Genomic DNA, 22,933 nt, shown 5'->3' on the forward strand with positions numbered 1-22,933 from the left:
GACGCTGACAGACTGCACAAGCGCGCCACCGGCGCGCTTACCCCTTTGCCAAGCCGCGATCAATCAACCGTGCGAGGCGCGCCGAGAAAGCCTTGGCGTCCGCCGGCTTGTCGCCGTCGAGCACGCGCGCTTCGTCGTAAAGCAGATGCGCGGCATCTTCCTTGAACGCCTTTTCGTCCTCGCCGAGCTTTGCCAGCGCCGCGACGCGCTCATGGCGCGGGTTGATCTCGAGGATCGGCTTGGCCGCCTTGTCGAGCCGGCCGGCGGCGTTGAGCAGGCGCTCGAACTGGCGGTCCGGGCCATGCTCCGGCGCGACAAGGCAGACGGCGCTTTCCGTCAGCCGGTCGGAGGCCTTCACGTCCGACACCTCCTCGCCGAGCGTCGTCTTCACGAAAGCCAGGAACGTCGTGATGTCCGATGACGTTTCGGTGCCCGGCTTCGCCGCATCGTCGGGCAGCGGGATGTCGGCAAGCTCTGCCGCGCCCTGCGTCACCGACTTGAACGGCTTGCCGTCGAATTCCGGCGCCATCGTCACCCAGAAATTGTCGACCGGATCGGTGAGCAAGAGCACCTCGATGCCGCGTGCGCGAAACCCTTCGAGCTGCGGCGAGGCCTCCAACCGGGCACGGTCGTCGCCGGCCATGAAGAAGATAGCTTTCTGGCCCTCCTTCATTGCTCCGACATAGTCGGCAAGGCTGCGCCAGCCTTCGCCCGAAGCCGTGGAACGGAAACGGGCAAGCTTCAGCAACTGCTCGCGCCGCTCGTAATCCTCATAGAGACCTTCCTTGAGGACGACGCCGAAATTCTCCCAAATTTTTGCGTAGGTTTCGGCATCGTTTTCGGCTGTTTTGGCGAGGTCGCCGAGAACGCGGTTGGTCACGCCCTTGCGGATCGAGGCGAGCAGCGGGCTTTCCTGGATCATCTCGCGCGACACGTTGAGCGGCAGGTCGGCCGAATCGACCAGGCCGCGCACGAAGCGCAGGTAACGCGGCAGGAGATCGGCATCGTCGGTGATAAAGACACGCCGCACATAGAGCTTGATGCGGCCCTTGCGGTCTTGGTCGAAGAGATCGAACGGCCGCGATCCGGGCACGAAAGCGAGCACGCTGTATTCCTGGCGGCCCTCGGCGCGGAAATGGATCGTGGAGGCCGGCTCGTCATACTGGCCGGCGATGCTGCGGTAGAAGTCGGTATATTCCTCCGGCTTGATCTCGCTCTTCTGCCGCACCCAAAGCGCCGTGCCGTCGGCGATGTCGCGCGGCTCGGCGCCGGGTTTCTCGACAAGCGTGATCGGCACCGGTACATGGCCAGACTGCGACTTTGCCAGCCGTTCGAGCCGGTAGGGCGTGGTGTAGGAAGAAGCATCTTCCATCAGATGCAACACGACGCGCGTGCCGCGCTTGGGCGCCGCCTCAAGTGGCGCCGGTGCGATCTCATAGGTGCCCTTGCCATCGGACGACCAGCGGAAGGCCTGGTCGCTGCCGGCCTGGCGGCTGATGACGTCGACCCGATCCGCGACCATGAAGGCAGAATAGAAGCCGACGCCGAACTGGCCGATGAGCTGCGTGTCCTCCGCCGCCTTGCCGGACTCGACGCGCTCCATGAAGGCGCGCGTGCCGGAGCGCGCAATCGTGCCCAGCGCCTCCGCCATCTCGTCGCGGCTCATGCCGATGCCGTTGTCCTCGACCGAAAGCTGCTTATTGTCCGGGTCGGCGGCGATGATGATGCGCGGCTTCGGATCCTCGCCCAAAAGCTCGGGCCGGCTTACCGCCTCGAAGCGCAGCTTCTCGCAGGCGTCCGCCGCGTTGGATATCAGCTCGCGCAGGAAGACGTCGCGGTCCGAATAGACCGAATGCACCATCATGTGCAGCAGCCGCGAGACATCCGCCTCGAAAGTCCTGGTTTCCGTCGTCTTGGTGTCAGTCGTCATTCAAAATTCCTGGGTTGGTTATTTTGTCCGCCGCGCCAGCACGTGCGGGGTTCAATCGTCAGCCATTGTTGCTTGTGGAGGCCCGCCGTGCCAGCGCTGCGGGCGCCATCGAAACCATGTCCGGCGCCAGAATATCGTGGCGGCGGGCGAAGGCAACAAGGGTTGCCCGCACCGTTTCCGGGTCGATCTCGCCGGCAATGCCGGCCTTGCAGGCGTTGAGCGCGATCACATGCGCGCTGCTCCTGCTCACAGCCGGCCAATCCTGCAGCAGGGCATGGGCTTCCGCCACGGTCTCGATCCGCGCCGGCAAACCCATGCCGACGAGCACGGTGACAGGTTCTTCAAAGCGGTCGTGGGTCATGGTCCGAAGCTCCTGTTGGATGCATGCCCCTGATTCCGGGGCGAACGCCGGCCGTCCCGGCCAGCGCATGTCGGCGCGGGTAGGGCGGTTGCAGGACGATGCCATGCGGCTGGCCGGGGAAGGCGTGCACAACCACCGGCCCGGCCGACGTGATGTGCGTCGCTGAACTTTGCTGGTTCAGGCGCGGCGGCGGCAGCGCGCCATGCGCCTTGGTCAGGGCTTCGATCCAGGCGGCGACCGCCAGCGGCACCGGCGCGCGCCCCTCGATCCAGCGCGCCGCATCCGTCCTGGAACAGTCAAGCTCCTGCGCAAGATCGGCGGCATCCCATCGCAAGGTTCTCAGGCATTCCCGCAAACGTCCCGCAATCATGGCAATCGTGTTCCCCGTGCAAGCGTCTTATCCCATTTCGATGCAGTTGATGGACCCCGCCCGCGAGGGGCGGGGTCGATCTCGTTCAGTTTCACGCGGGTGTTTCGGCGGCCGACACCTTCTGTGCGGCAAGAAACATCAAGGTCGAGGCGACGGTCCGCCGATTCCATCCGGCGGCTTCGGCCGCGTCGAGCAGGCCTGCCAACAGCGGCTTTAGTGCGCTTCGGCATTCGGCTTCATAAGCGAGGAATTCGCTTGCCGGATGCGTCGGCGCCGGAATTGAGCCGTTGCCGCTCATCATATTCATCAGGGCCCTCCCATCTACCTGTTGAAGCGCCCGCTCCCGTAGCCGGGAGCGAGCTTTTCGTCAGCGTCTTAGAAGTCCATGCCGGCGCCGGCCGGCATGGCGGGAGCGGTTTCCTTCTTCGGCTTCTCGGCCACCATTGCCTCGGTGGTGACGAGCAGACCGGCGACCGAGGCCGCATCCTGCAGGGCGGTGCGCACGACCTTGGCGGGGTCGATCACACCCTGCTTGTAGAGGTCGCCATATTCGCCAGTCTGGGCGTTCCAACCATAGGCGAATTCAGTCTTCTCGCGCAGCTTGCCGACGATGATCGACCCTTCCGATCCGCTATTCTCGGCGATCTGGCGCGCCGGAGCCTCGATCGCGCGCCGCACGATGTCGACGCCATATCTCTGGTCTGGGTTGTCGACGGCCACCGCATCGAGCGCTTTCGCAGCCCGGAGCAGGGCAACGCCGCCGCCGGGCAGGATGCCTTCCTCGACCGCGGCGCGCGTGGCGTGCAGTGCATCGTCGACACGGTCCTTCTTCTCCTTGACCTCGACTTCCGTGGCGCCGCCGACGCGGATCACCGCGACGCCGCCGGCGAGCTTCGCCAGCCGCTCCTGCAGCTTCTCGCGATCGTAGTCGGAGGTGGTCTCCTCGATCTGCGCCTTGATCTGCGTGACGCGGCCCTGGATCTCGGCCTTCTTGCCTGCGCCATCGACGATGGTGGTGTTCTCCTTCTCGATGGCGACCTTCTTGGCGCGGCCGAGCATTTCCAGCGTGACGTTCTCCAGCTTGATGCCGAGATCCTCGCTGATGGCCGTGCCGCCGGTCAGGATGGCGATGTCCTCCAGCATGGCCTTGCGGCGGTCGCCGAAGCCCGGGGCCTTAACGGCGGCGACCTTCAGCCCGCCGCGCAGCTTGTTGACCACCAGCGTGGCCAGAGCCTCGCCTTCGACGTCCTCGGCGATGATCAGCAGCGGCTTGCCGGACTGGACCACGGCTTCCAGCACCGGCAGCAAGGCCTGGAGATTGCTGAGCTTCTTCTCGTGGATCAGCACATAGGGCTCTTCGAGCTCGACGCGCATCTTGTCCTGATTGGTGATGAAGTAGGGTGAGAGATAGCCGCGGTCGAACTGCATGCCTTCGACCACTTCCAACTCGGTCTCGGCGGTCTTGGCCTCCTCGACGGTGATGACGCCCTCATTGCCGACCTTCTGCATTGCCTCGGCAAGGAAGCGGCCGATCTCGGCATCGCCGTTGGCTGAGATCGTGCCGACCTGAGCGATCTCGTCATTCTTGGTGATTTTGCGCGCGTTGGCCTTGAGTTCGGCGACCACCGCATCGACCGCTTTGTCGATGCCGCGTTTCAGATCCATCGGGTTCATGCCCGAGGCGACCGCCTTGGCACCCTCGCGAACGATCGCCTGGGCAAGCACCGTGGCCGTCGTGGTGCCATCGCCGGCAAGGTCATTGGTCTTCGAAGCGACTTCGCGCACCATCTGCGCGCCCATGTTCTCGAACTTGTCCTCGAGCTCGATCTCCTTGGCGACGGTGACGCCGTCCTTGGTGATGCGCGGCGCGCCGAACGACTTGTCGATAACGACGTTGCGGCCCTTCGGTCCGAGCGTCACCTTCACCGCGTCGGCGAGGATGTTGACGCCGCGCAGCATGCGCTCGCGAGCGTCGGAATGGAATTTGACTTCCTTGGCAGCCATTGGATCACTCCTTGCTTAGGCAGTTTTCATTGACTGGGTTGCGGTTCGATAGAAGCCCCGGTCAGGCGGCTTTCTTCAGCGTCGCGGCCTGTTCGATCACGCCCATCACGTCGCTTTCCTTCATGATGAGCAGATCCTCGCCGTTGAGCTTGATCTCGGTGCCGGACCACTTGCCGAACAGGATGCGGTCGCCGACCTTCACGTCGAGGGGCACGAGCTTGCCGCTCTCGTCGCGGGCGCCCGGGCCGGCGGCGATGACTTCGCCTTCCTGCGGCTTTTCCTTGGCAGTGTCGGGAATGATGATGCCGCCGGCCGTCTTCTCTTCGGCCTCGATGCGGCGGACGAGTACACGGTCATGCAATGGACGGAACGTCATATCGTTCTCCTTCAGGACAAACAGATTGCGAGAGGTTCCTCCGCTCCGGACCGGCAGGACCGGAGCGGGGCTCGCGCGACCCTTTCGGCATCGCGCGCATGTCGAGCTAATTTTGCCTTCTTCTACTTTCAAGGGGGTGTCGCAAAATTTTTGGCACTCTCGACCATGGAGTGCTAGCGCGCTGAAAACATGCGGTAAATTCGATCGGGCCGATAAGGGAGAGGCTTGAATTTGCGATTGAGCTGAACAAAATTATCGGCGCCCGGCAGCGCCGGGTCTGCGGAGAAATTGAATCCTGAAACAGCAAGGAGTTTTTGGAGACGGAGGACAGAAATGGACCGACAGACACTTTCGCCGATCATTCCTTCCCTAGCTCCCGAAATATCAGACCTTTCGCTCGACCGGCTGCTGTCCCCGGCCAGCCATTTCCAGCACCCGCAGGATGTGCTGGAGGACAGCTCGCTCGACATTTGGGAAAAGCGGGCGATCCTTTCGTCCTGGGCATCCGACGCCTGCGCCGTGGAATCGATGCCGGCGCTGCGCCAGCCGCCAGGGGCCGAACGGCCGGTCTCCTTCGACGAGATCATGGATGCGCTGCGCCGGCTGGATGCGCTCGCTCCGCTGCCGACCGGTCCTGCCGATGAGGACCACCGGCAACTGGTCGACCGGCTGAGCGCGTGAGGGCCCAAGGCGATGGCGAGCACGGTCAGCGCGGAATTCCGCTTGCAGATGAATGGCTATGGCTTGACCACTGCCGAGATCCACTACCATCTGCCCGACCATCCCAGCCTGCTCCAGCTCTACGTGTGGCAGGACTATGATCTGGCCCCGGATTTCCCCACGCTGAGGGGTTTTCTGGGATTTTGGGAGCGCGAGCTGGCAGGCGTCTTGCATTCTGTCCGCGTCGCCCATCATCGGCTCATCAGGCCATCGGAATGGCGGGCCGTCGACGGGATCATCGCGATCCATTGAAGATCGGCTCCGCCGCCAAGGCGCTCGTCGTGCGGCCGCTCTTCCGCATGCAGGCGAAGACTTTTTCACGACGTTGAAAGCGGCTTCCGGGCTGGGCCTTGACGTCCCGGCCCTGAATTCCCAGATCGATTTCGCCGGTGCTTGAGAGACCGGCAAGGTCAAGGGGCGCCGCTTCCTTGGCGCCCCTCGTATCTATGTTGCTCAATGGAGGATGTAGCTATGAGAACCACGTTTGACTTCAGTCCCCTGTTCCGGTCGAGCATCGGTTTCGACCGAATGCTGAACGCTCTCGAAACGGCGAGCCGGATCGACACCGTCGACAATTGGCCGCCCTACGATATCGCCAAGACCGCGGAAGACGACTACCGCATCACCATGGCGGTGGCAGGCTTCGCGCAGGACGAGCTGGCCATCACCCAGGAGCAGAACATGCTCATGGTCTCAGGCCAGAAAGCCGGCGAGGATAAGGGTGAGTACCTGCATCGCGGCATCGCCGGTCGCGCATTCCAGCGCCGCTTCGAGCTTGCCGACCACGTCAAAGTCGTCGGTGCCAGCTTGGTGAATGGCCTGCTGACGATCGATCTGAAGCGTGAGATTCCCGAAGAGATGAAACCGCGCCGGATCGAGATCGCAGCCGACAAGGCGCCCAAAGGCGCAACGAAGAAGATCGAAGGCGAGAAGCAGGCCGCCTGAGGAGCCGCCTGTCAGCGAATCCGCGCAACGCGCCGGGCACATTGCCCGGCGCGGCAGGAAGCTTTTGCAAGCCGGTGAACAGAAAGGAGGAAAGCATGAGCGTCCGTGATCTGATTCCCTGGGGCCGGAGCAGCGGCAACCAGGTTCCAAGCTTGTTCCGCGACGGCGAGCGCGATCCGTTCCTGTCGCTGCATCGTGAGGTGAACCGCCTGTTCGACGATGTCTTCCGCGGCTTCGACAGCCGGTTACCGTCCTTTGGCGGTGTTTCCGCCGTCGGCGCTGGTTGGCCCAGCGTCGAGATCTCCAACGGCGAGAAGGAGATCAAGGTGATGGCCGAGGTGCCGGGCCTCGAACAGAAAGACATCGAGGTTCTGCTCGACGACGGTGTGCTGACGCTGCGAGGCGAAAAACGCTCCGAGACGGATGACAAGGATAGACAGTTCTCCGAACGTTATTATGGCCACTTCGAACGCCGCATCCCGGTCGGCTACGAGGTCAAAGAAGACGAGGTGGAGGCGCGCTTCAGGAACGGCGTCCTGACCGTCACCCTGCCGAAGAGCGAAAAGGCCCAGTCGCAGGTCAAGCGCATCGACATCAAGAGTTGATGCATCGACGCGGGAGGTCGGTCGATGCGCCTCCCGCGTCGCAATCCCTAAGAACCGCGGCGACCGGACGCTCGCGCAGCGCAGGCCGCCGAGGACAGAGAAATCCTAAAAAGCGGGAACTTCTCTTTTTTGTTCAGACGTCTTCGCATCGGTCATGTGAATGATGACAAACAGCTCGCTGTCTTTCTCCTTTGCAGCGCCTGCTTTTAGCCCTGCCGATTAACACATGGTGGGAGCGGAAGAGGGGATCACTCGGCTGCGGATCCGCATGGATTGAAACGACGATAACCTTAATTTTGGTTCCTTTGCAGAGGCTTCCCGAACGGAAGGTAAAGGGATAGATTAGCAATTCGTTAAGTACGTCCGGGGCGAGCGTAAAAGGTATGTCGTTGAGCGTAAGGGATGTGTCGTGATGAATTTCAAGTCTCTGATCAAACGGGCCGAGGACGTCGATAAGGAATTTCAGGAACTGCAATCGGATCTGGCGGAAGCATTCGAGGACGTTCTTAAAGATGATGAACAGCCGCCGGCGGAGAATGATGTCGTTGCCGGCCAGGAACTGGTGGCAAGCGATGAGAATCCGCCGCCCGAAGCTCAGCCCGAGGCAGCTCCATCGCGGCTGACGCCACATACCCAGACGCGGCTCGCCGCCTTGGAGGCGGTTGCCGGGCTTTTCCGCGATGGGCAGGGGCATCTGCAGGAGATCGAGGCGAAACTGGCGGAGATCGCCACCGCGCATCATATGACGCGCGAAATCCTCAATGTCTTTCATCGCGACGTGTTGCGTTCCAACGAGCTGGAGCTGGCAAACCTCGCGCTCACCACCGAGCACAAGGCGCTCTCGGAACAATTGCTCGACGCCGCACGCAAGCAGCGTGAGCGCGACGGCGCGGCCGAGGCCTGGCAGCAGCGCGAGGCGAGCCTCGTTCAAGACCGGGAGCAGTTGCGCTCCGCGTTGGCGGCCGTGCGCCTGGAGCTGGTGGAGATGAGCAATGAGAACGCCAGGCGCGAGAAGGAGTTCGGCGAGATCGTCAAGGTCCTGACCGCCAAGACCGTCGAAGTCGACAGGCGCGGCGCCGAGAACAAGCTGCTGCGCGAAAAGCAGGTCGGCCTGGCGGTAGATCTGGAGCAGGCGCAAAAGCGCGAGGCGGAGGCCCGGCACAAATTCGACGAGTTCGCGGCAACCCACGCCAGCGAAACCGCCCATATCGCCGAGCTGATGGCTCAACTCGGCAACCACGAAAAGGAAGAGACGCGGCTGCAGAAGGCGCTGGAGGCAACTCAGGCCAAGCTTGCCGAAACAGCCGAGGCGGCGCGGATCGCCGAAAGCGACAGCGCCGCCGAATTGGCGCGCAGCCAGGCGGAAATGCGCGGTTTGCGTGCCGAGATCCAGGAGCTGCAGTCGCGTCTGGATCAGGTCTCGACCGACAATGGCGAAGCCACGGCCGAAATCACCAGGCTCAAGGCGCAGTTGAGCGACGCTGCCACCGAACGCCAGATTGCGGAGGAAAGGCTCGCCGTACTCAAGGACGAGAGCGACGCCGATAAGAAGAACCTGTCGGTAGTCACCACCAATCTCTCACAGCTTTCGCTGCAACAGGCTTCCGAGCAAATCCAGCTCGATATCCAGAAGCAGGAATGCGAGGATCTGCGCGCCGAGGTCGAAGCGCTCAATGCCCGCATCCGGGAATTGCTGCCTTACGAGCGCCTGCATCGGGTGACCGACGCGAGGTCGCGCAAGGATGGCGCGCCTCAAGCCAATGGGATCATCGCGGAAACGGTGCGTCCCGCCCCGCGGCGTGTCCCCCGGCGCAACATGCGGGCGAACGGAAGCTGAGAAATTTCTGCGCAGTTTCGGAGATCGCTCTGGCCGGCTATTTCCCCGCCATGTCGTCGGCGAGGTCCTGCGCCTGCTTGAGCAGCGCCGGGAAGGAAGGATCGCCGGGCAGGCGCTGGGCCATGCAGGCACGGTAGTCGGCGTCGCCTTTCTCCCAGGCAGCGTTTGCTGGATCGGAAACCTGCGGGTCGTCCTGATCCGAGCCCTGATCGGCCTGCTGGGCTTTCTGCGCTGCGGCGTCGGCGGCTGCCCAGATCGAATCGCAGGCCGCGATCTTCGGCACCGCAGGCGAGGCTGGCGCCTCGGCGATCAGCACGCGGTCGCCTTTCACGACCGCCACCACCACATGCTGGTCGTAGATCGGCCCGACATCCTGCGTCCAGCCGCCGAGCCGGGCGACCGCCATGTCGGCGCCGTCAGGCTTCTTCAGCGAAAAGTCGAGGGTGCCGGAGAAGGCGGCGTCACTGCCGATGGCCTGAGTGTAGAAACCATCGAGCTTCAGCGCCGCGCCGATGTCGGTGGGCAGCTTGAAATCCGCTTCCGTCTCGGCCGATTTGGACTGGAGCCAGCGCTCGGTCAGCCCACGCGTCGAGACGACGATGCTGGGGCCGTCGTCGCTCTGGGCATACCGTAACCCGTCGAGCATGCCGTAGCCGATGTCGGAGGCGTTCAGGCTCTCGATGTTGTTGGTGCCGGTCGCCGGAAAACCCTTGACCGAAAGCGGGCCGAGAATGGCGGCGAGACGCTGCTGGAGATCGGCCAGCGCCTTCTCGTTCTGCGCGTCGATGGTTTCGATGGCCGTATTGGAGCTTTCCTGCGCGGTGATATCGGCGATCGCCTTGTCGCGCGCGGCGATATAATCGTCTTCCGGCGAGGCGGCGAGTGCCGTGCTGTCCGTCAGTGCAAAGAGAAGCGTAAAGATCAACCGCATGCTGCAACCCCAAGGTTAGCGATCAAATGCCCTTGGCAGCCATCGCCCGACTTGGCGGCTTTTGCGTGGCGGAAATCGAGGGAGGCAAATCTTTATTCCGCTTTCCGCTTCTCCACCTCGGCCTTGCGCAGCAGGAAGCGCTGGATCTTGCCGCTCGGCGTCTTCGGCAGCTCGCTGACGAACTCGACCTCGCGCGGATAGGAATGCGCCGACAGCCGCTTCTTCACATGCTGGGCGAGTTCCTCCGCCAGTGCTTCGCTGCCCCTGAAGGCGGGCGCCAGCACCACGAAGGCCTTGACGATCTCGGTGCGCTGCGGATCGGGGACGCCGACCACCGCCGCTTCGTTGACGGCCGGATGCTCGATCAGCGCACTTTCGACATCGAACGGCCCGATGCGGTAGCCGGCCGAGGTGATGACGTCGTCGGCGCGGCCGATGAAGGAGACGGAGCCGTCCGGCTCATATTCCACCGTATCGCCGGTGCGGTAATAGCCGCCCGCGATCGCCGGCGTCTCCGCCTCGTGGTAGCCGCCGAACCAGCGCAGCGGCGAGTTCGCGATGTCGACCGCGAGCACGCCGGGCTGGTTGGGGCCGAGTTCGTTGCCTTCGTCATCCAGCACCACCATGCGATAACCCGGCATAGCGAAGCCGGCGGAGCCCGCGCGGACAGGATGCCTAAGTCCGTGGTGGTTATTGACCATCATGCCGTTCTCGGTCTGGCCGTAATGGTCGTGGATGGGCGCGGCGAGGTTGGCGTCGAACCAGCGGATCACTTCCGGATTGAGCGGCTCGCCGGCGCTGCTCACCACGCGCAGTTTCCCTTTGACGCGCGCGGCTGCCTCCGGTCCTTCCGCCATCAGCAGGCGATAGGCCGTCGGCGAGCCGGCAAGGCTGGTGACGCCGAGGCGCTCGATGATGTCGTAGGTCGATTTGGCGTTGAAGGCGCCTTCGTAGAAGGTGGTGGCGATGCCCAGCAGCAAAGGCCCGGTGATGGCGTAGTAGAGCCCGTAGGCCCAGCCGGGATCGGCGATGTTCCAGAACACGTCGTCGGGCGTGAGCCCGATCGCGTCGCGCATATAGGTGCCGAAGGCAAGCAGCGCGCTGAGCGGCACCGGCACGCCCTTCGGATGCCCGGTCGTGCCGGAGGTCGACATCATCATGAACAGGTCCGACCCCTTGCGCATCACCGGTTCGCAGTCGGGGGAGGCGGCGGCGAGGGCGGCGCGGGAATCGACATCGCCGGCGCGCAGGACGTCACCGGGGCCCAGGATGGTGGCAATGCGCGGATGCTTGCCCACCTCGTCGAGCTTGCCGCGATTGGCGGGGTTGGTCACCACCAGCTTCGCCTTGCTGTAGCTGAGACGATGCTCGACCGCCTTCGGTCCGAAGGCAGTGAACAGAGGCTGGTAGACAGCGCCGACACGCCACGTGCCGAGGATCAGGGCCACCAGTTCCGGAATGCGCGGCAGCATGCCGGCAACGACATCGCCGGGACCAACGCCAAGCGCCTTCAGCATCGTGCCGACGCGGCCAGACATGTCTGCCAGATCGTCGAAGGAGTATTCGCGCAGTTCGCCGGCGGCCGAGATCGCGCGCAGCGCCAGCCGATTTTGGCCTGCATAGCGGCCGCAACATTCGACATAGGCGTTGATGCCGGTCGCGGGATCGCCATGCAGCCGCGCGATCTCGTCCTCGATGCGGAAGCGCCGAACGGCATCCTCATAGCGCGGCAGCGCCTGCGTCTTGATCATGGCTGTCCTCCCTCGGCGGCGGATCATCTCCCCATGATCGCCGCTGGGTGAGATTGCCTGAAAAGAGGGCGCGGGTCGATTGCGGCGAAAGTCGAGCCCCTGGCTCACCAGCGTTTCCTTCCCGGCTAATCGTCCGAAGCTCCGAGGATGGACGTGCAAGGATTGGCCGCGTGCGCGTCACCCTGTACTATGGCCTGGTGAGTGCAGGGAGGGGAGGGCGCGCATGCGGCTTGATCGGAATCTCTGTCATTTGAGAATTTGGGCTGTGGCAGCCGGGCTCGCCCTTTGGTCCCATGTGGCGGCGGCCGACCCAGTCACACCGGAGCGGATCACCGCTGCGTTATCGAAGCTCGAAATGTTGGCGCAAGACGCCGTCGCCAATGGCGGTGTTCCCGGCCTCGCCATCGCCGTCGTGCACAATGACGAGGTGCTCTTCCTCAAGGGGTTTGGTCATCGCGAAGTCGGAAAGCCGGAGGCAGTCGATGCCGACACGGTGTTCCAGATCGCTTCGCTCTCCAAGCCGGTCTCGGCGACGGTCGTAGCCGCGCTGGTCACGCGACGGAGCCATATCCTGGGATTCCAAGATCGCGGACCTCGACCCGGCCTTTCGGCTTGCCGATCCCTATCCAACGAGTGAACTCACCATCCGCGACCTGTTCTCGCATCGCAGCGGACTTCCGGGCACCGCCGGAGACGATCTCGAGGACATAGGCTACGATCGCGCCACGATCCTCCACCGCCTGCGCTTCGTGCCGCCATCGTCGAGCTTTCGCGCCGGCTACTCCTACTCCAATTTCGGACTGACCGAAGGTGCCATCGCGGCCGCCAGGCCGACAGGCAAGCCCTGGGAAGAAGTCGCCGAGGAGAAGCTCTATCGTCCGCTAGGAATGGCTTCGACCAGCTCCCGCCATGCGGATTTCCTCAAGCACGCCGATCGTGCCGCGCTCCACGTCAGGGTCGACGGCGCCTGGGCCGCCAAGGTCAAGCGCGATCCGGACGCTCAGGCGCCCGCCGGCGGCGTCAACTCCACCGCCCGCGATCTCGCGCAATGGGTCCGCCTGCTGCTCGGCGACGGCGTCTATGCCGGCAAGAAGCTGATTGCCGCCGATGCGCTGGACCAGACCCACGTGCCCCTTATGACGCGCGGCAAGAACCCGGTCACCGGCGGCGAATCCTTTTATGGCCTCGGCTGGAACATCGAATTCGGCCGCCACGGACTGAGCTGGGGCCATGCCGGTGCCTTCAGCGTCGGCGCCCGCACACTGGTGACGATCTTTCCGGAGGAGAAGCTCGGCATCGTCATTCTCGCCAACGCTTTTCCGACAGGTGTGCCCGAGGGACTATCCGACAGCTTCGCCGATCTCGTCTTCGACGGCAAAGTCGAGAAGGATTGGATCGAGGCGTGGAACGGCATCTATGACGGGCTGTTCGGCCCTGCGGTCGAGGCGGCAAAGGCCGCCTATGCCCGGCCGCCATCTCCGCCGACGCCGCCTCGGCCGGCTGGCGCCTATGCCGGCCGCTACGCCAACGACTTCATCGGCGACGCGGTCGTATCGGGGGCGGGCGACGGCCTGCTGCTCAAGATGGGGCCCGCCGGGGCGCGGTCTTATTCGCTGACACATTTCGACGGTGATCTGTTCCTGACCTATCCCGACGCCGAGACCCCGGACAGGCCGGCAGGCGTAAGCTTTGTCGTCGGCCCGGACGGCAAAGCATCGGCAATCACCATCGGGTTCCTCGACGATAATCATCTGGGCACGCTGCGGCGGGTTGGGGACTAACCACGTCGGCCCCTTTGGTCAGGACGCCCGGCCATGCTGGAGCAACTTGAAGCAATCGCCGCTGCCCGATCTCGACTGCGTCAGCACCGGCTTCGATCGGTCGAGCCATTCCTGGTGTGACTTGGCGTCGGCCTCGATCGCCTCGACCGGTGTCGCACCGACGAAGCTCTTGCCCTTGCTGAACAGCCAGCAGGCGCGGGCGAGGAATCGCCTGCTGCGTTGGCGCAGCAGATCGGCGTCATAGAATATGTCGAGCACCTCGTGCTTGATCTTCTGTTCCTTGTCGGGCTTGGCGACTGCCGCCTCGACCGGCTCGTCGCCGATGGCGTCATTCAGGTCCTTGTAGTCAAGGCCGAGCTGCGTCATGGCGTATTTGATCTCGTTCTCGTCGCGCACGATGTTGAACCACAGCGTTGGATCGAGCTCGTTGACGACGAAGGTGTTTTCGAGGTCGCGCGACAGGTTCAGGATATCGAAGTCGCGAATGTCGACATCGCGCTCGACCAGCAGGATCTTTTCGACCTGCTTGCCGAGTTCGGCTCCCTTGGCGCTGATGGCGGCGTTGTTTCCGCCGAGTTCGGGGCCGATATAGGCGCCTCCCTGGTCCAGCACCTCGTCGAACTCGCCGAGCGTTTCGATGACGGGGGCTCCGCGGGCAACGCGCGCGGCGAGCTTGGCGAGCACCTGCTGCAGCTCGGTCTCGCGTTTGCGCTGGTCCTGGTAGTTCTGCTGGAAGAAGAAGATGAACAGCGAGACGCCGATGCCGATCAGGATCACTCCCAACTGCGAGAAAATGTTGCGGTAATATTCCAGCAGTTTTTCGCGGTGGCGCACGTCGTCACGCACGCTGTGCGCCACGCGCAGATTGACGATCAGCGAAATGATCAGCAGCCCGGCCCCGACAAGGATGAGACCGCCGATGAGGAGGTAGCCATGGCCTGCGCTGAAATCCATTTCTGTCGCCCCGACGCCCCGGACAGCCCAAGGCTAATGGTATTTCGCTCAAATACCTATGGGGCATGCTGGACGCCGCGACGTCGCTCGCCATTGACCCCGCCGCCCATTGGGCCGATATCCCGCCCGAATTGCCACCCGAGATCCCGATGACCTCAGACCTCAGAGAACCGGCCGCTGCGCCCGATCCTCATTCCGCCCAAAAAAATGATGCCGCCTGGCAAGCCGACATCCGCGCTGGCGTGCGCCATGTCCGCGACCTTGCCTCTTTGCCGCTCTCGCACGCCGAGCGCGCCGCCGCGCAGGAAGCCGCCACCGCGCACAAGGTGCGCGTACCAAAACCTTATCTCGACCTGATCGACTGGAGCGTCCCGAACGATCCGATCCGTGCCCAGGTGATCCCGTCGCCGGATGAGCTGGTCGCCGCCGAAGGCGAGCTCGACGACCCGATCGGCGACTATGCCTTCAGCCCGGTGCCGCGTCTGACGCACCGCCATGCCGACCGCGTGCTTCTGTTCCCGACCTATCAATGCGCGGTCTATTGCCGGTTCTGCTTTAGGAAGGAGTCGCTGACCTCCCTCGGCCGCGGCTACACGCGCGAGGCGCTTGAACCGGCGCTGGCCTATATCGCAGGCCACCCGGAAATCCGCGAGGTGATCCTGACCGGCGGCGATCCGCTGTCGCTACCCGACAAGGCGCTGGCAGAAATCCGCGCCCGCCTGGAGGCGATTCCGCATCTGCGGCTTCTGCGCATTCACACCCGCGTGCCGGTGGCGCTGCCGTCGCGCGTCACGCCCGGTATGGTCGAGGCGCTGCAAGGCCGGCTGATGGTGAGCGTGGTCACTCACTTCAACCATCCGCGCGAGCTCACGCAGGCGGCCGAGGCGGCTTGCCGCGCCATGCGGCAGGCGGGTTTCGTGCTGCTCAACCAGAGCGTTCTGCTGAAAGGCGTCAACGACAAGGTCGAGGTGCTGGAGGAACTCTGCCGCGAGCTGATGTACAGGCTCGGCGTAAAGCCCTACTACCTGCATCACGGCGACCTTGCGCGCGGCATGGCGCACCGCCGCACCACGATAGCCGAAGGCCAGGCCCTCGTCGCCGAACTGCGCCGGCGGCTTTCCGGCATCTGCAACCCGACCTACGTCATCGACCTGCCGGAGGGCGGCGGCAAGGTGCCGCTGGCCGCGAGCCATATCGAGGGGCGGGAAGGGCAGACGTGGAGGATTCGCGGCCAGGACGGAAAGGAGAGGGCCTATACCGAGGTGGTGGCGGACATCTGAAGCGGGGGGGCTCCGCCGCTCAAACGCGGCCCGGCAGCCCTGTTGGGGCAATTTGCCGGCTGCCGGGCCTGACCGACGGGCGGGTGGCCCCCGCCGGCTGAGACCAGCGTGGGTCGAAGTTTGTCAAAACAGCACCATGTGAACGAAGGATCACGTGCTGTTACTCCTGCGTTTGCACGATGCAGCGGGCCGGAAAAGGCGCGACACTGCGCTCGATCCTTTTGGATCATCAAAGTCTGTACCGAGAAAGTCCCAAGCTAGGTCCCTTCTAGCGATCCTTGAGCCTCGCCTGCCTCTCCCCGGGGCATGCGGGGCTCTCCCGCTGCTGCTGGGCGGGTCTCAACATTGCCCTCTTCCCGTTGGGAACTGGATTCCGCGCCCCGCATTCTATGAGCGGGGGCTGAAGGAGCGTTGCGTGAAGGCTTTGTTGGGAATTGTCGGCGGCTTCGTGCTAACCCTCGCCGTGTTCGCCAGTGGGCTTGCCTTCGCCACTTGGCTGCTGGCCGCCAAGCCGGTGCGCCAGGCGACGCCCGCGATCGGCGTTTCCGAGCTCTGGACGAAGGACGCCCAACCCGTCGATCCTCAGAAGCAGAACCTTCAACGCATTCCCGCTCAGCAGGCGACCGCCGCCAAGGCCGGCGAGTCGTCGAAGCCCGATAAAGGCTTGCAGACTGCGGCGGTGGCCGCGCCTGGATCGCCCGCAGCGTCACGGCAGCCTGAGTCCGCTGCGGCGCAGACGGGCCAGCCTCCAACAGATTCCAGCGCGGTTCAGCAGCCGGCCGCGTCCGATCGGCAGGCGCAGCGACAGCAACTGCCCGCTGCCCATCTGCAATGGTGCGCCGCCCGCTATCGCAGCTACCGCCCGGCGGAAAACAGCTACCGCTCCTACAGCGGCGAGCTGCGCCCCTGCATCTCGCCCTATTACGACCCCAATGGGGACCGCACCGCTTCTACCGGCCAGAACGATCAGGCCAACGATCAGACAGCAGCAAACGACCGCCAGAGTGCCGCGAGTGGCGACCGGATGAGCGACGACCAGGCCGAGATGGAAGGCTACGCTGCGTCCGGCGACGGCTACGCCACCACCTATGGCGGCCCGCCAGAAGAGATTTCACCCGAGGCCGAAGCCGCTCGCCAACAGGGCCGTGCGGTCTCCGCCGACCATGTCGACTACTGCTTCAGCCGCTATCGCTCCTACGACCCGCGTGACAACACTTACCAGCCCTTCGACGGGGGCCCGCGCCGACAGTGCGAGTAGGGGTTTCCTGACCGCAGGTTCGCTCCAACTCCTTCAGAGGCGCTCCCGCTCCGCCTCGGCTTTGCGGAGCCATCTCACCGCCATTTTATGGGGCCGAGCAAAAGCGCCTCAGAGCTTCACCACTTTTCCCGGATTCATCACATTACCTGGATCGATCAACTCCTTGATCGCCCTCGCCAAATCCCGCTTCACCGGATCCGCATGCCGCTCATAGGCCTCGCGTTTTTCCAACCCCACCCCATGCTCTGCCGAGAACGAGCCGCCGGTCCCGCGTAGGCCGTCATAGAGCACGTCCTCGATCGCCCCGTGCCGCTCATGCGAAAGCGGGCCTTCGCAATTGATGGAGATGTGCAGGTTACCGTCGGCAAGATGGCCATAGACGTAAGGCGCGTATGAGGCGTCGATCTTCTTCAACGCGGCCTCGATGCGCGCAACATAGGCGTCCAGCGCACCGCTGGGCACCGAGACGTCAAAAGAGGGCGCCATCGGGTGTGCGCGCTCGATCTCAACCGTCTCCTCGCGCAGCCGCCACATCTGGGCGGCCTGGGTGTCAGAGCTCGCAACCAGCCCGTCGATGATGCCGGCTTCTTCCCAGATCGCGGCCAGTCCGTCCTCCAGCGCGCCCCTTGCCGCCTCGATCGAGTCGGCGCCGAGCCCCAGCACCAGAAGGCAGGGTGCGTCGAGCGGCAGGCTGCCGGGTGCATAGCCCAGCGCCCGTTGCATCAGCGAAGCGAAATTGCGCCACAGGATCTCGGCTGCGGTGAGCCGGGCGCTGATCGAGGCCAGGAAATGCCGCACGATGCGTTGGGCGCTCGCCGCATCCGGCACGCCGACAAGCGCCGTGGCGGTGGCACCGGCGACCGGGTCGAGCCGCACCGCCACGCGGGTGACGATGCCCAACGTGCCCTCCGCGCCGATGAAGAGATGCTTCAGGTCGTAGCCGGCGCTGGTCTTGAGCACCCGGGTGAGGTCGGAAAACACCCGCCCGTCCGCCAGCACGGCCTCAAGCCCGAGCACGCGGTGGCGCATTGTCCCGTTGCGAAAGGCCATGATGCCGCCGGCATTGGTGGAAACCATGCCGCCTATGGTGGCGCTACCGCGCGCGGCAAGATCGATGCCCGGGTCGAGTCCATGCACGGCACAAGCCTCCTGCAGCGCGCCCAGCGTCACTCCCGCCTGCACGATCGCCACACGCGCGAACGGGTCGATCTCCTCGATCTGGTTCAGTCCGCCGAGATCGCAGATCACCTGACCGGAAGACGTCGCCGCTCCGCCCGCCAACCCGGTGCGCCCACCTTGCGCGACAAGGCTGATGCCACGCTCCGCGCAGAACCGAGCCGGCGCCGCGACCCCCTGCACATCGCGCGGCCGCACCAGCGCCGAGGCGCCGAAATTGCGAGCATCGAAGCCCGGATCGCGGGTGGCGAGCTCGGCAGCGTCCCAGATGGTGGCAGCGGGGAGGGCAGAACGGAGGGAGGGGAGGAGGAGGTTCATGAAGGGATCCGGCGGAAGAAGAAGCTTATCCTATAAAGGAACCGCAGCTCGGGAGTCACTCTGGCAAGCCAATGGCCCCTCGGGTCCAGCCTAGCGGCTCGGTTCAGGAACATTCTGCGTTTAGCGGAGTTTGGCGGGATGGCCCGCTCGTTCGAGGCCAGGACGGCTTATAGGCGGGCTTCGGGAGGAAGCTATGATCCGTGTCACGCCTTCACTTCATGTTTCTCGCCGCGGTGCATTGCAAATTGGTCTCGGAGCGACGCTCGCTTCAGCGACCGGCGTTGCCCCGGTTTCGCCTGCTTTCGCACAGGATGACATAAAGGACGAAGACATTTTCCGCTTCGCCCTCAACCTGGAATATATGGAAGCTGAATATTACCTCCGCGGCACCACAGGAAAAGGCATCGAGGATTCAGATGTCGGTTCCAAGCCCGGCGATGTGGTCGGCGGCAAAAAGGTTTCCTTCGAAACGCCCGCGCTCGGTGAATTCATGCGGGAGGTCGCGGAAAATGAACTTGCCCATGTCAGGTTCTATCGCAAGACACTTGGGTCGAATGCGGTGGACCGGCCAGCGATCGATTTCGATGCCGGCTTCGCCGCGGTCGCCAAGGCGGCCGGCCTCGGTGCCGACTTCGACCCATTCGGCAACCAGATGAACTTCGTGCTTGGCGGCATGCTGTTCGAAGATGTCGGTGTCACCGCCTACGCCGGTGCGGCAACTGTCCTGAAGAATAAGGAATTCTTGGCCGCCGCCGCTGGAATTCTCGCGGTCGAAGCCTATCACATGGGGATGGCGCGGTCGACGCTCTATCGCATGGGTGAGAAGGCCTGGAAGGCAGCGAATGCGGTTTCCGACGCGCGCGACAAGATCGACGGGCCCGATGACAAAGACCAGGGCATTCGTGTCGACGGCAAGGCCAACTTCGTTCCCTCAACGCCGGATGCGATTGCCTTCACAAGGACGCCGCAGGAGGTGCTGCGCATTGTTTATCTGACCGATCAATCGGGTGTGAGCAAGGGTGGCTTTTATCCGAACGGGATGAACGGCACGCTCAAGAGCACCTAGCCGCGAGGATGGAACCGGCCACGATGACCCACAACCCGCGCTGTGCTGCATTGGTCGCCGGCCATTCCATGTCGTATCGACGGAGCGCGCGATGAACGTCAGCAGCGAAGCGACCAGATCCCTTTGGACGCTCGACGCCAGCTTGCCCAGCGCTCCCCGTCTCGAGCAGGACGAGCATTGCGACGTGGCCGTCGTTGGAGCCGGCATGGCCGGGGTTTCGATTGCCTATGAACTGGCACTGGCAGGACGCAAGGTGGTGCTCGTGGATCGTGGCCCGTTGCTCGGGGGCATGACATCGCGCACGACCGCCCATCTGGCGCCGATCTGCGACGATGGCTTGAGCGCGCTGATCGACATGCGCGGCGAAGCCTTGGCGCGCGGATTTCAGGAGAGCCAACAAGCCGCCGTCAACCGCATCGAACGGCACGTTGCCAGGCTGGAGATCGACTGCGATTTCCGGCGGCTGGATGGCTTTCTGTTCCCGGCCGCATGGATGGACGAGAAAGAGGCCGCCAGAGAATGCAACAAGGAGTATGCGGCTGCGGCAAAGATCGGCGCCGAGGCTGAGCATGGCAAGGGCGTGCCGCTGAAGGGCCATGAATCGGCGCCCATCCTGCGCTATCCCGACCAGGCCACCTTCCACCCGCTGAAATATTTGCGCGCACTGCTGGCCGATTTCGAGAAGCAAGGCGGCAAGGCATTCGCCGACAGCGCCGTCGTCGATATCGAGGAAGGGGAGCAGATTCGCTTGAAATGCGACGGCGGCTCCACCGTTACGGCTTCGAACGCGGTGTTTGCCACCAACTCCCCGATCAACACATGGGTCAAGATCCACAGCAAGATGGCGCCTTACCGCACTTATGCGATGGCTTTCGACATCCCCAAGGGAACCCTCCCGGATGCGCTCTACTGGGACATGGACGATCCCTATTATTATGTCCGCCTGAACCCCGGCCACGGCAAGACGGACCATCTCATCGCCGGCGGCCGCGATCACAAATCGGGCGAAACGGATGACGGCGAGGCACGCTTTGCTGCGCTCGAAGCCTGGATCAGGGCATTGGTGCCCGACCTTGGCGGAGAAAGAGCGCGGTGGTCCGGTCAGGTTCTTGAAACGATCGATTATTGCGGCTTCATCGGCCGAAGCCCCGGCAACGGCAACGTCTTTATCGCCACCGGCGATTCCGGCCAGGGCATGACGCATGGCGCATTCGCCGGATTGCTGATCCGCGATCTGATCGTGGACGGATCGAACCCCTGGGAAGCTGTCTACGCACCCGACCGGACCCCGCCCGCCGCGCTTGCGCACTATGTTAATGAGAACCTTACAACGGTGAAGAACCTTGCCGGCTACTTGCTGCCCGGTGAGGTCAAGTCGGCCGGCGATCTCAAGCCGGGCGAAGGCGGCATCCTTCAGGACGGCTTGAGCAAGTTCGCCGTGTGCCGCGACCGCGACGGCAAGCTCCACCGCCATTCGGCCAGTTGCACCCATCTCGGCTGCATCGTGCACTGGAATTCGACCGAGCAATGCTGGGATTGCCCCTGCCACGGCTCCCAGTTCGCCCCGGACGGAGCTGTCCTCAATGGCCCAGCGATGCGGCCCTTGGCCTAGCTCGGTCGGAGAGCGGCCAACTGCTACCCATGCCCATCTCCTTGTCTCTCAAGGGTGGAGGGTCCTTTGGATGGTGCCTGGCCTGGCACCGCCGGTATTTCATATGGCCGAATCGCGCGCCGCTCTATCTGCTTGCGTTGGCAGGGGGAGCGATCGCCCCCGGGACAATGTCGGTGTTTTGGGCCACCTTGATCCGCCAGCCGGACTGTTCCTTCTTCACCACCAGAAGCAGAATGCCTTCCCGTGTTCCGGCGGGTGAGCCGTCCGGGGCGGACGCGCCGGTCAGGGTCCATCTATAATGCACCGATGCAAGGCCGGGAGACAGCTCGACGACTGACGAGACGACACCCTCCAACCGGCTGTCGCGAAACATCGTTGCGTGAGTGGCGCGGTGCGCCGCCTCGATCTCGGCGCGGTTTTTCCACCACATGCCCACGACATTGACGAAATTGGCATCCTCGGAAAACAGCGCCGCGAAGTCGTCCATGTCATGTCTGTTCCAGGCATCGGCGAAGGCCGTTGCGGCGTCCTCGGGTCTGCTGACCTCCAACCTCATGACATGATCTCCCTTGCTTTCCGCTGGCCGGGGGTGAGACGATAGCGGCCTCGGCAGGCCCTGTCACCACACAGCCACAGAACTTAGCCGCGCCACTTCCTTAAAGGCCCTAAGCCCTAAAATTAACCTTTTGTTAACCATTCGCCCGGCACCCTTTAACCATTGAGTAAGGATTCGCCTGGACGTGACCTTCGCCGCCCCTTTGCACAACAAATCGATCCGCTTTCGCGCCCGTTCTTTCGTCGCTTTCACGCTGACGCCGGAGGCGCCGATTGCCGACTGGCTGGAGGGGTTGGATCGCTGGATCGCCAACTCGCCGGGCTATTTCAACGGGCGCCCGGTGGTGCTGGACCTGAACGTCCTGCAGCCGGGGCCGGAGGAGATCGCAGCACTTGTCGGCGTGCTCGGCTCGCGCGGCATTCGCGTCTATGCCATCGAACTGGAAGGCGCCGAGCTCGGGCCTGAACTGCCGCCGCTCTTGGCCGGCGCCAAGGAGGCGACGGCCGAGGGGCTGCTGGGCCGAGCGGCGCGCAAGGCGCGGGCGGAGGAGCTGGAAGCCGCGGCCGAGGAGCGGGTCCATGCCGCCCAGGTGACGCAGTCAACCCCGGAGGCCCCGCAGGCGGAAGTTTCCCCCATCGAGATGTCCGGCGACGAACCAGTGGATCCCGAATTGGCAAGGCTCGAAGCGGTCCGGATCGGGCCGGCGCAGAGCGATACGGCCCAATCGGGGTCGACGAATGCGGGGCAGGGCGCGGCGGACATGTCGGCCGCCGCCGGCACGCTGATGATCAAGGCGCCGATCCGCTCGGGGCAGTCGGTGTTCCATCCACATGGCGACGTTATCGTGCTGGGCTCGGTCGCGTCCGGTTCGGAAATCGTCGCCGGCGGCTCGATCCATGTCTATGGCACGCTGCGCGGCCGCGCGATCGCCGGCTCGGAAGGCAATGTTTCGGCGCGCATCTTCTGCCGCAAGAACGAGGCCGAACTGCTCGCCGTCGACGGCTGGTACACCACGGCCGAGGAGATGGAAGGCACCTCGCGCGGCAAGGCCGTGCAGGCCTTCCTCGACAATGATGCGCTGTGCGTGGTGCCGCTCGGCTGA

21 protein-coding genes and 1 pseudogene are annotated in these 22,933 nt (G+C 64.1%); 11 read left to right on the forward strand and 11 right to left on the reverse strand.

The window, feature by feature from the left end:
• Positions 1–37: 37 nt before the first annotated feature.
• From htpG to groES, 6 genes are all read right to left on the reverse strand, one after another.
• Positions 38–1,930, reverse strand: a complete 1,893-nt coding sequence (gene htpG / locus ACVMIM_RS16590) for a molecular chaperone HtpG (RefSeq protein ID WP_476113271.1) — start codon at positions 1,928–1,930, stop codon at positions 38–40.
• 58 nt (positions 1,931–1,988) lie between these two features.
• Positions 1,989–2,291 (reverse strand): DUF982 domain-containing protein, encoded by a 303-nt coding sequence (locus ACVMIM_RS16595; RefSeq protein WP_476113272.1) that lies wholly within the window; start codon positions 2,289–2,291, stop codon positions 1,989–1,991.
• Positions 2,272–2,661: a helix-turn-helix domain-containing protein gene (locus ACVMIM_RS16600; RefSeq protein WP_476113274.1), complete on the reverse strand. Its 390-nt coding sequence runs from the start codon at positions 2,659–2,661 to the stop codon at positions 2,272–2,274. The genes ACVMIM_RS16595 and ACVMIM_RS16600 overlap by 20 nt, the downstream gene beginning before the upstream one ends.
• 91 nt (positions 2,662–2,752) lie before the next feature.
• Positions 2,753–2,968, reverse strand: coding sequence for a hypothetical protein (locus ACVMIM_RS16605; protein WP_476113275.1), 216 nt, complete (start codon positions 2,966–2,968; stop codon positions 2,753–2,755).
• 68 nt (positions 2,969–3,036) lie between these two features.
• Positions 3,037–4,665, reverse strand: coding sequence for a chaperonin GroEL (gene groL, locus ACVMIM_RS16610; RefSeq protein WP_476113276.1), 1,629 nt, complete (start codon positions 4,663–4,665; stop codon positions 3,037–3,039).
• Positions 4,666–4,726: 61 nt separating this feature from the next.
• Complete coding sequence (gene groES / locus ACVMIM_RS16615; RefSeq protein WP_476113278.1) at positions 4,727–5,041, reverse strand: co-chaperone GroES; 315 nt, start codon at positions 5,039–5,041, stop codon at positions 4,727–4,729.
• Between the two features lie 333 nt (positions 5,042–5,374).
• Here groES and ACVMIM_RS16620 point away from each other — a divergent pair, with 333 nt between their 5' ends.
• The 5 genes from ACVMIM_RS16620 to ACVMIM_RS16640 all read left to right on the forward strand — a co-directional run bounded on the left by ACVMIM_RS16620 (position 5,375) and on the right by ACVMIM_RS16640 (position 9,148).
• On the forward strand, positions 5,375–5,722 hold the full coding sequence (locus tag ACVMIM_RS16620) for a hypothetical protein (RefSeq protein WP_476113279.1): 348 nt from the start codon (positions 5,375–5,377) through the stop codon (positions 5,720–5,722).
• 12 nt (positions 5,723–5,734) lie between these two features.
• The gene (locus tag ACVMIM_RS16625; RefSeq protein WP_476113280.1) at positions 5,735–6,013 is read left to right on the forward strand and encodes an usg protein; all 279 of its coding nucleotides are present in this window, start codon (positions 5,735–5,737) and stop codon (positions 6,011–6,013) included.
• Positions 6,014–6,232: 219 nt separating this feature from the next.
• Complete coding sequence (locus ACVMIM_RS16630) at positions 6,233–6,706, forward strand: Hsp20 family protein (protein WP_278050029.1); 474 nt, start codon at positions 6,233–6,235, stop codon at positions 6,704–6,706.
• A 95-nt stretch (positions 6,707–6,801) separates the two neighbouring features.
• Positions 6,802–7,311 carry an Hsp20/alpha crystallin family protein gene (locus ACVMIM_RS16635; RefSeq protein WP_041001712.1) on the forward strand — a complete coding sequence of 170 codons (510 nt, stop codon included), beginning with the start codon at positions 6,802–6,804 and terminating at the stop codon, positions 7,309–7,311.
• A 412-nt stretch (positions 7,312–7,723) separates the two neighbouring features.
• A complete protein-coding gene (locus ACVMIM_RS16640) occupies positions 7,724–9,148 on the forward strand; it encodes a coiled-coil domain-containing protein (protein WP_476113282.1) in 1,425 nt (474 codons plus the stop codon).
• Positions 9,149–9,185: 37 nt separating this feature from the next.
• On the opposite strand, the gene ACVMIM_RS16645 is transcribed toward ACVMIM_RS16640, so the two are convergent.
• Both ACVMIM_RS16645 and ACVMIM_RS16650 read right to left on the reverse strand, forming a co-directional pair.
• Positions 9,186–10,079, reverse strand: coding sequence for a hypothetical protein (locus ACVMIM_RS16645; RefSeq protein WP_476113283.1), 894 nt, complete (start codon positions 10,077–10,079; stop codon positions 9,186–9,188).
• Between the two features lie 92 nt (positions 10,080–10,171).
• Entirely contained in the window at positions 10,172–11,830 is a 1,659-nt protein-coding gene (locus ACVMIM_RS16650) for an acyl-CoA synthetase (RefSeq protein ID WP_476113285.1), read from the reverse strand.
• Positions 11,831–12,053: 223 nt separating this feature from the next.
• Between ACVMIM_RS16650 and ACVMIM_RS16655 the strand changes: the two are divergent.
• Positions 12,054–13,611 (forward strand): annotated as a pseudogene (locus tag ACVMIM_RS16655) (serine hydrolase).
• 18 nt (positions 13,612–13,629) lie between these two features.
• Here ACVMIM_RS16655 and ACVMIM_RS16660 read toward each other — a convergent pair.
• Positions 13,630–14,565, reverse strand: coding sequence for a hypothetical protein (locus ACVMIM_RS16660; RefSeq protein WP_476113286.1), 936 nt, complete (start codon positions 14,563–14,565; stop codon positions 13,630–13,632).
• Positions 14,566–14,714: 149 nt separating this feature from the next.
• Here ACVMIM_RS16660 and ACVMIM_RS16665 point away from each other — a divergent pair, with 149 nt between their 5' ends.
• Together ACVMIM_RS16665 and ACVMIM_RS16670 are read left to right on the forward strand one after the other, a co-directional pair.
• The gene (locus tag ACVMIM_RS16665) at positions 14,715–15,845 is read left to right on the forward strand and encodes a KamA family radical SAM protein (RefSeq protein WP_476117260.1); all 1,131 of its coding nucleotides are present in this window, start codon (positions 14,715–14,717) and stop codon (positions 15,843–15,845) included.
• A 415-nt stretch (positions 15,846–16,260) separates the two neighbouring features.
• Complete coding sequence (locus ACVMIM_RS16670; RefSeq protein WP_476113288.1) at positions 16,261–17,103, forward strand: BA14K family protein; 843 nt, start codon at positions 16,261–16,263, stop codon at positions 17,101–17,103.
• A 108-nt stretch (positions 17,104–17,211) separates the two neighbouring features.
• Here ACVMIM_RS16670 and ACVMIM_RS16675 read toward each other — a convergent pair whose 3' ends face one another.
• Positions 17,212–18,597: an FAD-binding oxidoreductase gene (locus ACVMIM_RS16675; protein WP_476113290.1), complete on the reverse strand. Its 1,386-nt coding sequence runs from the start codon at positions 18,595–18,597 to the stop codon at positions 17,212–17,214.
• Positions 18,598–18,790: 193 nt separating this feature from the next.
• On the opposite strand from ACVMIM_RS16675, the gene ACVMIM_RS16680 reads away from it, so the two are divergent.
• Positions 18,791–19,663, forward strand: a complete 873-nt coding sequence (locus tag ACVMIM_RS16680) for a ferritin-like domain-containing protein (RefSeq protein WP_476113291.1) — start codon at positions 18,791–18,793, stop codon at positions 19,661–19,663.
• A gap of 91 nt (positions 19,664–19,754) precedes the next feature.
• On the forward strand, positions 19,755–21,275 hold the full coding sequence (locus ACVMIM_RS16685) for an FAD-dependent oxidoreductase (RefSeq protein ID WP_476113293.1): 1,521 nt from the start codon (positions 19,755–19,757) through the stop codon (positions 21,273–21,275).
• 124 nt (positions 21,276–21,399) lie between these two features.
• Here the strand turns inward: ACVMIM_RS16685 and ACVMIM_RS16690 are convergent, their stop codons facing one another.
• Complete coding sequence (locus ACVMIM_RS16690; protein WP_041001692.1) at positions 21,400–21,831, reverse strand: SgcJ/EcaC family oxidoreductase; 432 nt, start codon at positions 21,829–21,831, stop codon at positions 21,400–21,402.
• Between the two features lie 184 nt (positions 21,832–22,015).
• Here ACVMIM_RS16690 and minC point away from each other — a divergent pair, with 184 nt between their 5' ends.
• Complete coding sequence (gene minC, locus ACVMIM_RS16695; RefSeq protein WP_476113295.1) at positions 22,016–22,933, forward strand: septum site-determining protein MinC; 918 nt, start codon at positions 22,016–22,018, stop codon at positions 22,931–22,933.

The organism is Mesorhizobium sp. USDA 4413 (assembly GCF_056280365.1).

Excerpts from the sequence above, each read along its gene's own strand:
- htpG (WP_476113271.1), bottom strand. The coding sequence starts at position 1,930 with ATGACGACTGACACCAAGACGACGGAAACCAGGACTTTCGAGGCGGAT.
- ACVMIM_RS16595 (WP_476113272.1), bottom strand. The coding sequence starts at position 2,291 with ATGACCCACGACCGCTTTGAAGAACCTGTCACCGTGCTCGTCGGCATG.
- ACVMIM_RS16600 (WP_476113274.1), bottom strand. The coding sequence starts at position 2,661 with ATGATTGCGGGACGTTTGCGGGAATGCCTGAGAACCTTGCGATGGGAT.
- ACVMIM_RS16605 (WP_476113275.1), bottom strand. The coding sequence starts at position 2,968 with ATGAATATGATGAGCGGCAACGGCTCAATTCCGGCGCCGACGCATCCG.
- groL (WP_476113276.1), bottom strand. The coding sequence starts at position 4,665 with ATGGCTGCCAAGGAAGTCAAATTCCATTCCGACGCTCGCGAGCGCATG.
- groES (WP_476113278.1), bottom strand. The coding sequence starts at position 5,041 with ATGACGTTCCGTCCATTGCATGACCGTGTACTCGTCCGCCGCATCGAG.
- ACVMIM_RS16620 (WP_476113279.1), top strand. The coding sequence starts at position 5,375 with ATGGACCGACAGACACTTTCGCCGATCATTCCTTCCCTAGCTCCCGAA.
- ACVMIM_RS16625 (WP_476113280.1), top strand. The coding sequence starts at position 5,735 with ATGGCGAGCACGGTCAGCGCGGAATTCCGCTTGCAGATGAATGGCTAT.
- ACVMIM_RS16630 (WP_278050029.1), top strand. The coding sequence starts at position 6,233 with ATGAGAACCACGTTTGACTTCAGTCCCCTGTTCCGGTCGAGCATCGGT.
- ACVMIM_RS16635 (WP_041001712.1), top strand. The coding sequence starts at position 6,802 with ATGAGCGTCCGTGATCTGATTCCCTGGGGCCGGAGCAGCGGCAACCAG.
- ACVMIM_RS16640 (WP_476113282.1), top strand. The coding sequence starts at position 7,724 with ATGAATTTCAAGTCTCTGATCAAACGGGCCGAGGACGTCGATAAGGAA.
- ACVMIM_RS16645 (WP_476113283.1), bottom strand. The coding sequence starts at position 10,079 with ATGCGGTTGATCTTTACGCTTCTCTTTGCACTGACGGACAGCACGGCA.
- ACVMIM_RS16650 (WP_476113285.1), bottom strand. The coding sequence starts at position 11,830 with ATGATCAAGACGCAGGCGCTGCCGCGCTATGAGGATGCCGTTCGGCGC.
- ACVMIM_RS16660 (WP_476113286.1), bottom strand. The coding sequence starts at position 14,565 with ATGGATTTCAGCGCAGGCCATGGCTACCTCCTCATCGGCGGTCTCATC.
- ACVMIM_RS16665 (WP_476117260.1), top strand. The coding sequence starts at position 14,715 with ATGACCTCAGACCTCAGAGAACCGGCCGCTGCGCCCGATCCTCATTCC.
- ACVMIM_RS16675 (WP_476113290.1), bottom strand. The coding sequence starts at position 18,597 with ATGAACCTCCTCCTCCCCTCCCTCCGTTCTGCCCTCCCCGCTGCCACC.
- ACVMIM_RS16680 (WP_476113291.1), top strand. The coding sequence starts at position 18,791 with ATGATCCGTGTCACGCCTTCACTTCATGTTTCTCGCCGCGGTGCATTG.
- ACVMIM_RS16685 (WP_476113293.1), top strand. The coding sequence starts at position 19,755 with ATGAACGTCAGCAGCGAAGCGACCAGATCCCTTTGGACGCTCGACGCC.
- ACVMIM_RS16690 (WP_041001692.1), bottom strand. The coding sequence starts at position 21,831 with ATGAGGTTGGAGGTCAGCAGACCCGAGGACGCCGCAACGGCCTTCGCC.